General features: G+C 70.3%; 7 protein-coding genes and 1 pseudogene. 5 read left to right on the forward strand and 3 right to left on the reverse strand.

Features of this window, described 5'->3' with window-relative positions:
- Positions 1-218 (reverse strand): annotated as a pseudogene (locus C665_RS16235) (DnaA regulatory inactivator Hda); the annotation flags it as partial.
- Positions 215-1,321, reverse strand: a complete 1,107-nt coding sequence (locus C665_RS16240) for an AI-2E family transporter (RefSeq protein WP_004322815.1) — start codon at positions 1,319-1,321, stop codon at positions 215-217. The gene C665_RS16240 and the pseudogene C665_RS16235, both read right to left, overlap by 4 nt.
- A 141-nt stretch (positions 1,322-1,462) precedes the next feature.
- Between C665_RS16240 and purM the strand changes: the two genes are divergently transcribed.
- Positions 1,463-2,530, forward strand: a complete 1,068-nt coding sequence (gene purM, locus C665_RS16245) for a phosphoribosylformylglycinamidine cyclo-ligase (protein ID WP_004322816.1) — start codon at positions 1,463-1,465, stop codon at positions 2,528-2,530.
- A 133-nt stretch (positions 2,531-2,663) separates the two neighbouring features.
- Positions 2,664-3,068 (forward strand): DUF2784 domain-containing protein, encoded by a 405-nt coding sequence (locus C665_RS16250; protein ID WP_004322817.1) that lies wholly within the window; start codon positions 2,664-2,666, stop codon positions 3,066-3,068.
- Positions 3,069-3,320: 252 nt separating this feature from the next.
- Here C665_RS16250 and C665_RS20355 read toward each other — a convergent pair whose 3' ends face one another.
- Positions 3,321-3,983 (reverse strand): hypothetical protein, encoded by a 663-nt coding sequence (locus tag C665_RS20355; protein ID WP_012585659.1) that lies wholly within the window; start codon positions 3,981-3,983, stop codon positions 3,321-3,323.
- A gap of 308 nt (positions 3,984-4,291) precedes the next feature.
- On the opposite strand from C665_RS20355, the gene C665_RS16260 reads away from it, so the two are divergent.
- The 3 genes from C665_RS16260 to C665_RS16270 all read left to right on the forward strand — a co-directional run.
- A complete protein-coding gene (locus C665_RS16260) occupies positions 4,292-4,969 on the forward strand; it encodes a hypothetical protein (RefSeq protein ID WP_004322821.1) in 678 nt (225 codons plus the stop codon).
- Between the two features lie 34 nt (positions 4,970-5,003).
- Positions 5,004-7,961, forward strand: a complete 2,958-nt coding sequence (locus C665_RS16265) for a DUF6603 domain-containing protein (protein ID WP_004322823.1) — start codon at positions 5,004-5,006, stop codon at positions 7,959-7,961.
- Positions 7,962-7,989: 28 nt separating this feature from the next.
- Positions 7,990-9,461: hypothetical protein (locus tag C665_RS16270; protein ID WP_004322825.1), on the forward strand; the 1,472-nt coding region annotated here is incomplete at its 3' end.

Below are 9,461 nucleotides of genomic sequence, written 5' to 3' on the forward strand. Positions count from 1 at the left end.
CCGGCGGCGCGCGCGGCGTCGACCGCGGCGCGCAGCAGGTGGCTGCGTCCGCTGCCCGGCGCGCCCCACAGGTAGATGTGGCGCGCCGGGAGCTGTTCGGCGGTGGCGGGCGAGGCGAGCAGCGAGACGGTGGCGACCAGCTCGGCGTTGGCGCCGGCGACGAAGTTCTCGAGCGTGGGCGGGGCGTCGGGGCGGATGTCGAGGACGAGCTGCTTCATGGGCGCTCGCGCTCGCTCGCGATGATCGGCCGCGGCTGCGTGCCGAGATACACCGGGCTGGCGAGCCAGGCCTCGCGCACCTCGCGCAGGCCTACCAGCAGCGCGGCGCTCACCGGCAGCGCGACCAGCACGCCGACGAAGCCGAAGAGCTGGCCGAAGGCCATCAGCGCGAAGATCACCGCGAGCGGGTGCAGGCCGATGCGTTCGCCCACCAGGTAGGGCGTGAGCACGAAGCTCTCGACGACCTGACCAAGCGCATACACGATTGCCACGCCGGCCAGCGGCGGCCAGCCCTGCGCCTGCAGCAGCGCGGCGACGATGGCGAGGATCAGCCCGCCGCCGAAGCCGACGTAGGGGATGAAGACCAGCAGGCCGGTGAGCACGCCCACCGGCAGCCAGAAGTTGAGCCCGGCCAGCCACAGGCCGGCGCTGTAGAACACCGCCAGCAGCAGCATCACCGAGAGCTGGCCGCGCAGGAACTCGGACATCACCGAGTCGATGTCGCCGAGGACGCGCTTGGTGCCGTCGACCCAGGGGCGCGGCACGATGCGCTCGAGCTCGTCGAGGATGCGCGGCCACTCCTGCAGCAGGTAGAACATCACCAGCGGAATCAGCACCACGTTGGCGAGGAAGCCGAGCACCGCCATGCCGCCGGTCTTGAGGTGGGCGAGCACCGCCGGCACCAGTTCCTGCGCGCTCGTCCAGTTGTCGGCGATCAGCTGCTGGAACTGTTCGGCGTTGAGCCTGATGTCTACGCCGAGGCGGGCCTCGAGCAGCGGCGCGACGTTGAGGTTGAACATCTGCACCAGCTCGGGCAGGCGGCGCACCAGCAGCACGCCCTCGCGATAGACCATCGGTACCAGGATCAGCGCGAGCGCGATCAGCAGCAGGCCGAGCGCGAGGATCACCAGCAGCACCGCCAGTGCCCGCGGCACGCGGCGCGCGACCATCCAGTTGACCGCCGGGTCGCAGATGTAGGCGAACACCGCCCCTACCACGAAGGGGGTGAGGATGGGTCCGAGCAGCCAGAGCAGGGCGACGAGGGCGGCGCCGGTCGCGGTCCAGGCGACGGTTTGCAGGCGATCGACGCGGGGAGGCTTCATTTAAAGTAAAATCGCGGGCTTGGCGCGGGCGAAAACCGCCCGCAGAACACGTAAATGTAGCCACTTGGCGTTGCGGCCTCAAGCTCGGTCCCTCCGGGCATGCGGCGACGCCCGGCAGCCTGCGAGCCCGAAGGAACGATCTTGGCCGACCATCATCCCGAACCGCTGGATCCCCAGCCCTCCCTTTCCTACCGCGACGCCGGCGTGGACATCGAAGCCGGCGACGCGCTTGTCGAGCGCATCAAGCCCTTCGCCAAGCGCACCATGCGCCCCGAGGTGCTGGGCGGCATCGGCGGCTTCGGCGCACTCTTCGAGCTGTCGAAGAAGTACAAGGAGCCGGTGCTGGTGTCCGGCACCGACGGCGTCGGCACCAAGCTCAAGCTCGCCTTCCAGCTCGACAAGCACGACACCGTCGGCCAGGACCTGGTGGCGATGAGCGTGAACGACATCCTGGTGCAGGGCGCCGAGCCGCTGTTCTTCCTCGACTACTTCGCCTGCGGCAAGCTCGACGTCGACACCGCCGCCGACGTGGTCCAGGGCATCGCCCGCGGCTGCGAGCTCGCCGGCTGCGCGCTCATCGGCGGCGAAACCGCCGAGATGCCCGGCATGTACCCCGAGGGCGAATACGACCTCGCCGGCTTCGCGGTCGGCGTGGTCGAGAAGGCCGACATCATCGACGGCAGCCGGATCGTCCCCGGCGACGTGGTGCTCGGCCTGGCCTCGAGCGGCGCGCACTCCAACGGCTACTCGCTGATCCGCAAGATCGTCGAGCGCGCCGGCACCGACATGATGGCGCCCTTCCACGGCCGTCCCTTCCGCGACGTGGTCATGGAACCCACCCGCATCTACGTCAAGCCCATGCTCGAGCTCATGCGCGCGATGCCCGGCGTGGTCAAGGGCATGGCCCACATCACCGGCGGCGGCATCACCGAAAACGTGCCGCGCATCCTGCGCGAGGAGCTGACCGCGCGCATCGACGGCGACACCTGGGCGCTGCCGCAGATGTTCCGCTGGCTGCAGTTCGCCGGCGGGGTGAACCAGGACGAGATGTATCGCGTGTTCAACTGCGGCATCGGCATGGTGGTGATCGTGTCGGCAGCCGACGCCGAGGCCGCCGAGGCGAAGCTCGCCGCCGCGGGCGAGACCGTGTATCGCATCGGCGTCATCGACACCCGCCGCGAAGGCGAGGCGCAGACCATCATCGACTGAGGATGTGCCCCGGCGCGCAGGGGGCGACCCGTGCGCGCCGCGTTATCGACCTCGGTCGAGCCGCGTTTCCGCGCCGCTTTCCGCGTTCCCCTCCGCGTTCCGTTCCATCCCCCGGCCTGGAGCTCGCCGCGCCATGGGCTATCGCCTCGCCGCCGACGCGGTGCTGCTGCTTCACCTGGGCTTCATCGCCTTCGCCGTGCTGGGCGGGCTGCTCGCGCTGCGCTGGCGGCTTGCCCCCTGGCTGCATCTGCCCGCGGTCGCCTGGGCCGCATGGATCGAAGCGAGCGGCGGCCTGTGTCCGCTCACCCCGCTCGAGAACCGCCTGCGCGTGCTGGCCGGCCAGTCCGGCTATGCGGGCGGCTTCATCGAGCACTATGTTCTTCCGCTGATCTATCCCGCCGCGCTCACCCGCGAGCTGCAGTTCGCGCTCGCCGGCTTCGTCGTGCTCGTCAACCTGGCGGTGTATGCGTGGGTGTGGCGTCGGAAGCTGCGCCAGGGCAGCACTGGTGCGTGCGCCAGGCGGGCGCGGGCGCCGTGATCGCGACTTGTGTCGCCCACGTCGCCGCTCCGGAAGCGCAGCGGTTTTCCGTAGGAGCGACGCAAGTCGCGATCGCAGCCGCTGCGGGCCTGCCTACGCTCATCGACTTTCGCACCGCCGATCGCGACTTGCGTCGCTCCTACATGACCACTACGCCTGCCGAGATTCCCGCAGGAGCGGTGCAAGTCGCGATCGGCGGTTCGGGGCCAATCCGCGTCGGGGGGAACAGCCGGGCAAGGTGCGCTTGCCTGATCACTCGCTCCAGCCTTCGAAACCGCGCGTGGCCTGTGTCGGGCGGGCGAAGCCGCCGGTGATCCAGGCGGTGGCGCTCGCCACGCCGAGGCGGAAGTCCGGCGGAACGCGCACCTGCGCGACCTCTTCGCCGAGCGCGTCGAAGGCGCTCAGCGTGGCGTAGGGCTCGTACTCGTCGGGGGTGATGTCGAGGCGGACGTCCCACTGCGCGTCGAGCGCGAACACCGTGAGGCGCTTGTGCAGCATCGCGTGCGCCTGCTGGCGGTGACGCTGCAGGACCTCGCCGGCGGTCTTGACCAGGGTGTTGAAGGCGGACTGGTCGAGCGGTTTGGGGTTCTTCTTGTCGCGCCCCATGGTCCATGGGCCCACCAGCGCCGGCTCGGCCTCGCCGTCCTGCAGCATCTCGACCGCCCAGCCGTCGTCGTCCTCGTTCTTGATCACGCGCGCGGTCCAGCCGTCGAGCTGCCACAGACGGTCGCTGCGGAGGGCGGGCACGCCGGGCTGGGGCGGAGTGAAGAGGGCCTGGGCTTCGTCCCGGGCGGGGTCGGGGAGGCTGGGGTTCGTCATGAGGGCCGTGGGCGTGGTATCGGTATGGGGCGCATCGAGCGGGAGCTCGAGCGCGATGGAGACGGTGAGGGATGGCGCGTCGGACGGCATTGGCATGACCGCGTCCGTATGCGGAGCCGCCCGTGGCTTGCGCGTTCGGCGCTGCGGAAGCGATGGAGACGCCGACGACGCCTGTGCTGCAAACAGGGAGAGTTGATCGGTGTTCATGCTTGCCTTTCTCCGAAGCTGATATTTTATACAGTCTTCAGGCGTGAGCAAGCACCGTCGTCCAGCGCACGCAGAAGTGCGACTGGATGCTCCGAGTCGGGCCGTCTATGCTGAATAAAAGCGCCGACGCTCCGCGGCAAGGGCGTCGCGCGTGTTTCGGCTTTCTCGTCGCATGCATTCCGACAGGAGTCTTCGTCATGCCCAAGACCGTTCCCAAGCAAAGCGATTCCCAAGTTCCCGTCGCCGCAGCACCTGCCGGGGCCCCGATCGGCATCGGCGAAGGCTTGTTCTCGCCCAATGCCGGCGCGGACGGCAAGACGCACTTCCGTGCCAGCATCGATCTGGCGACGGATGGTCATCCGGCCAGCCTGCTCATCGATAACCCCGGCGAAACGGGGACGGTGCAAGGCGGGGGGACTTCGGTCTGTCTCACCCATCCACTGAAGGTCAAGTTCGAACATCTCAAGGAATATCTCGGCACCCAGGGCGCGACGGTTTCCACACCCTTGTCCAATGTGATGGAGAGGGCTGAACTCGACTGCGCAGCCTTCTATTATCGCGATAGCGGACCGATGTTGCTGAGCATTGCCTTGAAGTGTTCCGATGAGCAGAAGGGGGGCCTCATCGCGGCGCTGACCAATAGTCCTGAATTGGGGAAGCTGTTCGACGTCGAGGGCGTGTCCTTGCGGGTGTTGAAATGCCCGGAGGCTTGCCAGGAGGAACTGGAAACCTACTGGAAGGCCGTGTCCGCGTTGCCGTCCTCTCCTTCCGAACAGAAGGACCCCAAGGACGTGAATGCGCCCCCCGCGCCGACCGCCGAGGAAGGGGGGGAGCAGGGAGCGGGCGCAGCCGACACGCCGGCAGCCGTCGGATGAGGGCGATCCATCCGCCTTGCCGCGGAGCCGCGGGGTGAGCACGACGGAGGATGCCGGGCCGGCCACGCCGACGACGGTCGAGCTCGAACTCGAACTCAGGGTAGGCGGCCGTCCACTTGGGTTGCGCGGGACGCTCACCGGTGGCGGGCTGACGGGCCTTGCGGGGACACTGCGCGGCGAGAAGACCGATACCCTGGGCGGCCTGCTCGCCGGTCTCGGCGAGGCCTTCGCCGGCCCCGGCGCGGCGCTCGATGCCCTGGGCGGGGGGGGCTTGGCGGCGATCCATTTCGAGGCGGTCGAGCTCGCCTATCGCAGTACCGCAACGCCCTGCGTCGTGCTGAACACCACCCTGGGCGTCGGGGTCGGCCACACCCGGATCGTCGTCGCAAAGCTCCTTCCCGTCCCCGGGCGTGCGGAGGATGAAGGCGGCCTGGTGGCGGGTTTCGAGCTCGAGCTCGAACCGCGGCCGATCGGTGACAAGGGCCTCTCGGAGCTGATCGGCGGGATCGTGGTAGAGCGCCTCGGCGTCTTCCATGCGAGCCGGGACTGCAGCGGGCTGCACCTCGAGCCGGCGACCGCGCCGGGCGCCTTCGCGCCCCTCGTCGAGCGCGCCGGGGAGGGCCGCAGCCTGCACGCGGGGCTGAACCTGTCGGGGCGAGTGCTCATCGGTGGCGTCGATCTGCTCGAAGGTTTCGGGCACGACACCGGCAATACCCTCGACGCACAGGCCCCGGCCGCCGAGCCTTCCCCCGCAGCCGCCCCCGCACTCGCATCGCCCGCGCCCGAAGCACCCCTGCCGGCGCGCGGCAGGGCGTTCTGGAAGCGCATCGACAAGCGCATCGGTCCGCTGAGCTTCCGCCGCGTCGGGCTGGTCTACGAGTCCTCGCGGCTCGCCATCGCCCTCGATGCCGGCCTGCGCATCGGCGGCCTGTCCTTCGAGCTGGTCGGCTTCGGCGTCGATTGCCCGATCGCGGCGTTGCTGAAGGGGCCCCACGCGGCGATGGACGGCCTCGGCGTCCGGCTCGAGGGCGCGATGCTCGGGCTCGAGACCGGGGCGATCGCGATCAGCGGCGGGTTGACGCGCGCGCCGGGAGAGACGCTGCGTCTGGACGGCAGCCTGCGCGTGAGCACGCCGGTGCTCAGCGTGAGCGCGATAGGCTCCTACGAGCGCATCGAGGGCGCGCACTCCTTCTTCGCCTTCGCCGCCTTGCACAAGGAGATCGGCGGTCCGCCCTTCTTCTTCGTCACCGGGCTGTGCCTGGGCATCGGCATCCACCGCCGGCTCACCCTGCCGCCGATCGAGCAGGTGCACAGCTTCCCCTTGCTGCGCGCCGCGGCCGAGCCGGATTACCTCGGCAAGGATGCGGATCCGCGTCGCATCGGCGCGCTGGTGGACACCTGGCTCGCCCCCGAGCGCGACAGCATGTGGATCGCCGGCGGCGTGCGCTTCACCTCCTTCGGCATCGTGGAGTCGGTGGCGATGCTGTCGGTCGCCTTCGGCAACCGCCTGGAGATCGGCGTGCTCGGCCTGTCCCGCCTGCAACTGCCGCGCAAGGCGGGCGGCGAGGCTGCCATGGCCTGCGTGGAGATGGAACTGCGTGTGGTGATCGCGCCCGACGACGGCCTGGTCGCGGTCGAGGGCCGGCTCACCGAGAACTCCTTCGTGCTGCGACGCGATTTCCGCCTGCGCGGCGGTTTCGCCTTCTTCGCCTGGTACGCGGGCCCGCATGCGGGTGATTTCGTCGTCTCGGTGGGTGGCTACCATCCATCCTTCCAGGTTCCGGCGCATTACCCGCGACCGGAGCGGGTCGAGTTCAACTGCCAGATCGGTCAGGTCACGATCAGCGGGCAGTGCTACTTCGCCCTGTGTCCCGCGGCGATCATGGCCGGCGGCAGCCTGTCGATCGTCTACGCTTCGGGCGGCATCCGCGCCTGGCTGGTCGCGCGCGCGGATTTCCTGATGCAGTGGAAGCCGCTCCACTACGAGGCCGCGGTTGCGGTCTCGCTGGGCGTGCAGCTGAACATCAAGATCTGGTTCGTGCGCATCCGCCTGTCGATCGAGCTCGGCGCGGCGATCGCGCTCTATGGTCCGCCGCTCGCCGGCAGCGTGCGTATCTCGCTCTACGTGGTCAGCTTCACGGTCGGCTTCGGGCCGCCCAAGAGCCTGCCGCCGCCGATGGTCTGGGAGTCGGACGACCCCGAGCGCTCGTTTGCGCACAGCTTCCTCGGCAACCCCGACGTCACCCGCATCTCGGTCGTGGATGGCCTGCTCGATACGCCCGCCGCGCCCCCGGGCAGCGCGCCCCGGCGCCCGGTGCTGCAGGCGCATCGCCTGCACCTGCGCTGCCAGAGCAGCGTGCCGGCGACCGAGCTGCGCTTCGACGGCCGCGAGCTGCACCCGCGCGGGGGTGGCACCTGGCCGCAGCTGGGCGTGCAACCGATGGGCCTGGGGCGCTTTCATTCACGGATCGAGCTCACGCTCGAGGCGCTCCACCCGGATGGCAGCGTCCGGGGAGACGCGCAGGCCGAACTCGACCTCGCGCCCCTCACCGTCAGTGTCCCCAGCGCGCTGTGGAGTCCGCGCCCGCCCGGCATCGATATCCTGTCCGGGAAAGCCCTCATCGACGGCGCGCCGGTGGGCATCGAACTGCGCGGCCGGGTCGATCCGGACACAAGGGTCGGCCCGGCGCTCGAGCTGGAGACCTTCGCGTACGATCGGGTCGAGTATCCCTGCAGCGATGTCGGTGCGCTCCGCCCGGCGACGGCCCTGCCCGGGAGCGCGGCGAGGCTGGGCGACACCCTCATGGCGGGCGTCGTGGTCGAGCGCCGCAGGGCAATCGTGGACTGCCTCAACGCCGGCCGCGGCGTGCGCAAGCTGAGCGCCGACGCCGAGCTGCCCATCCTCGCCGCGGCGCCCGAGCACGTCCTCGACGTCGAGCCCCTGATGGCGCGGATCGGCCAGGACGTGCCGCGCATGTTCGCCGAGATCTGATCGCCTCGATATGGGAGATTCCGCTGTCGTGGAAGAGACCGCCGCCGTTCCGTCGTCAAGTGTCGGGCCCGGGCAGATCCGCTTCGCCGATGCCTGCCTGCCCGCGCTCGCGGCGGGCGACTACCGCCTGCGCATGAATCAGGAGGTACGCGCGGCGCCCCTCGTTCCCTTGCCGATGCACTCGGTGCCCTATGCGTCCGAACTGTTGTTCAGCGTCGATGGGCCGCGCTTCCGCCTCGAGCCGGCGGACATCCACGCCACCTATCCACCGCCGGGTGCGGCCGGCGCCTTCGCCGACGCGCTGCCACACGTGGTGTTCACCCGCCGCACGCTGCCTTGGGAGCGCACGCTCGACGGGGGGCCGCAGGGCGATCCGCCACGACCCTGGCTCGCCGTGCTGCTGCTCGGCGAGGACGAGTTGCTCGCCGGCGTGGAACAGGGCGAGGGCAGGGCGGTGGCAGCCTGTGTCCCGCCTCGTCCGCTGCCGGTGTGCGGCGGTGCGGACGGCAAGGAGGACAGCCTGCTCTTCGCGCGCGACCCGCAGGGCCGGAATCCTGCCCGGATCCGGGTCCCCGCACTCGGCCAGGAGGGGGCCGACCACGAGCGGCTGCTGGCCCGCCACGCTGGCGAGCGCTGCCAGGCGCTGGACCTGCCGGCGAATCTGTTCGCCGCGATCGCACCCCGGGATGCAGACCTGCCCTGGCTGGCCCATGCCCGGCTGATCGACACCGGCGACAAGGAGATCTTCCGCGGGCACGACCAGGGCTGGTATGCGGTGGCGATCGGCAATCGCATGCCGGCCGCGGGGGGCGCGCATCATGCCTTCCTGGTCTCGCTGGAGGGCTTCGCGGATGTGCTCGCCGACTTCAGCCGCCTCGACGGCTACACCAGCGTGCGCCTCGCGGTGCTCGCGAGCTGGCGTTTCGAGTGCGTCGGCAAGGGCGACTTCAAGGCACGGATGCGCGGGCTCGATGCGGGGGCCTTCGAGCGCGCACGGATCGCGGGCGAGCGCGCCGGGAGCGAAGGAGCGGGGACCGAAAGGACGGCAGCCGGGGTCGACGCCTGGCTCCACCTGCCACTGCCCGAGCCGGCCCTGGCGGCCGAATCGGCGCCGGCGCGCCTGCCCGGAGAGGCTCCGATGCCGGCCGCGCTGGTGCATGGCGCGCTCGCCCGCGGCTACGCTGCGTTCGATCATCGGCTCCGCCACGGCGAGCGGACGGTGTCCTGGTATCGCGGTCCGCTCGTGCCTCTGGAATACCCGCAGCCGCGCCTGGTGCAGCGGCTGGTGCGCTGCAGCGACGAGCTCCTGCGCTACGACCCGGAGTGCGGCATGTTCGACACCGCCTACGCCGGTGCCTGGCAGCTCGGTCGCCTGCTCGCACTGCAGAACCGCGGCTTCGTGCTCGCGCTCGAGCGTGTGCGGCTGGGCCTGCGGCGGCGGCTCGCCGAGCTGCGCCACGCCGCCCGCCTGGCCAGCCTCGTGCCCTGCGCGGGCGTGCG

It is taken from the genome of Thauera aminoaromatica S2, from assembly GCF_000310185.1.
Taxonomy (GTDB): Bacteria; Pseudomonadota; Gammaproteobacteria; order Burkholderiales; family Rhodocyclaceae; genus Thauera; species Thauera aminoaromatica.